This is a genomic window from Flavobacterium restrictum (genome assembly GCF_007097245.1).
In the GTDB taxonomy this organism is placed as follows: Bacteria; Bacteroidota; Bacteroidia; order Flavobacteriales; family Flavobacteriaceae; genus Flavobacterium; species Flavobacterium restrictum.
This window is the reverse complement of record NZ_VJZT01000057.1, coordinates 1-1,493: the sequence shown is the minus strand read 5'-3', so window position 1 is coordinate 1,493 and position 1,493 is coordinate 1. Positions and strand designations below refer to the sequence as shown.

Annotated in this window: 2 protein-coding genes; both read right to left on the bottom strand. The window is 31.9% G+C overall.

Annotation, left to right across the window (positions count from 1 at the left end; translation table 11 throughout):
- Nucleotides 1-196: 196 nt before the first annotated feature.
- Nucleotides 197-673 (bottom strand): hypothetical protein, encoded by a 477-nt coding sequence (locus tag FNW21_RS16170; protein ID WP_144257781.1) that lies wholly within the window; start codon nucleotides 671-673, stop codon nucleotides 197-199.
- Nucleotides 674-676: 3 nt separating this feature from the next.
- Entirely contained in the window at nucleotides 677-1,330 is a 654-nt protein-coding gene (locus FNW21_RS16165) for a hypothetical protein (protein ID WP_144257780.1), read from the bottom strand.
- Between the last annotated feature and the right edge of the window lie 163 nt (nucleotides 1,331-1,493).

Here is a 1,493-nt window from a genome sequence, read left to right as displayed (position 1 = left end):
TTTAGGGTTGTAGTTTTGTTTTGCCTGATTTTGATTGTGGGTACGAGCTTGAAGCTCGCACTAGCCCAATGAAACCTGATGCTCGGACTAGCGGGGGTAGCAATGTTATAAGCATAAAAAAACCGAGCAATTGCTCGGTTTTTTAGTTCGATTGTTATTTACTTATGGTAAGATTATCGTACAGGTTTTGGTTGTATTACATAAAACCTAATAACGTATTACTGTAAATAATTTTATAAACTTTTTTTGTATTTAAAATGCTGTCATTACCTATTCCATCTTTTAAATATTTATCTTTTTCTATATAAATAAATTTATGCGTTTTGGCTAAATTACTTTTAACTAAAACTTTAATATTCATATCTATATCTTTAATTTTCACATCATAGTTATTATCAATTCTAATCATTTTTGCTAATCCAAAATTTTCTATTGTTTTCATAGGATTTTGATATAGAATATGTTTATCGTTTTCTACAATTATTTTTTCACCATGGTAAAAATTGGTAAAGATTAAAAGTGAATATTTTTGTTCTTCAGCATCATATTGTTTTAGCGTTTTCTCAACAACATGTTTGAACGATGCGTTTTCAAAATCTTTTATCTGAACATCATAACTTTTACAGCTAAGTACAAATAAAACTAGTAAAAAATATAATGATTTCTTTTTCATATCTTATTTTTTCAAAGGTTGTTCAAACTCAACTTTCTTTATTATTTCTGTCCTTTGTTCTGGAGTAATCTTGGTACTATTGTCTTTGTTATTCATTAAATTAGATTTATCACCTCCTGTATGCTTCAATCCCGCAACGTGACCATCTTCATGTGAACCTGTTTTAGTAACTGTTGGATTGCTTTTATCAGATATAATTGAATTCCCATTTTTATCAAATTCAACATTATTAGGAACATTTACTTGAGTTTTATTTACTTGAGTGTTTCCATCTGCAGAAGTATAGCCTTTTCCTCCTGGTTCGCCTGCTTTACCATTTTCAACAGTTATCGCATCATTATATTCCCACGTTATTGTTGCTTTGGGGTCATATACTACATTTGTAGTTACAGTTTCTCCATTTTTGGTTTGTCCACTAAAACTATTTTCTGTTGAGCACATTCTTTCAGATACCATTTGGCTAACCTGTCCAGCAGTTGCACTGCCTGTATTATTAACAACATTTACTGTGTAAGTCAAGGTAATTGATTTTCCATCTTGCGAACGTTCAGAATATAACTCTAGTCCTTCTAATTCTCTACCTAGTCCTAATTTGTTTTCTTGAAAAGCATAAGTTGAGTTATAAGCATAATCTTCTGCAAGTGGGTCAATGGACATAAATCTTCCAATCGCATAATCATAATTTCTCCATTTAAAGCTGTCCCAGTTAAGCCCTAGCTCGTCTTGACGTTCTTGTCCTTGGTACTTATACTTGTATGCGCCTGCTCAATATCTGCCTCGCCCGAGCCTTTGTTTATGCACTCCCGCGAACAAAACCTTT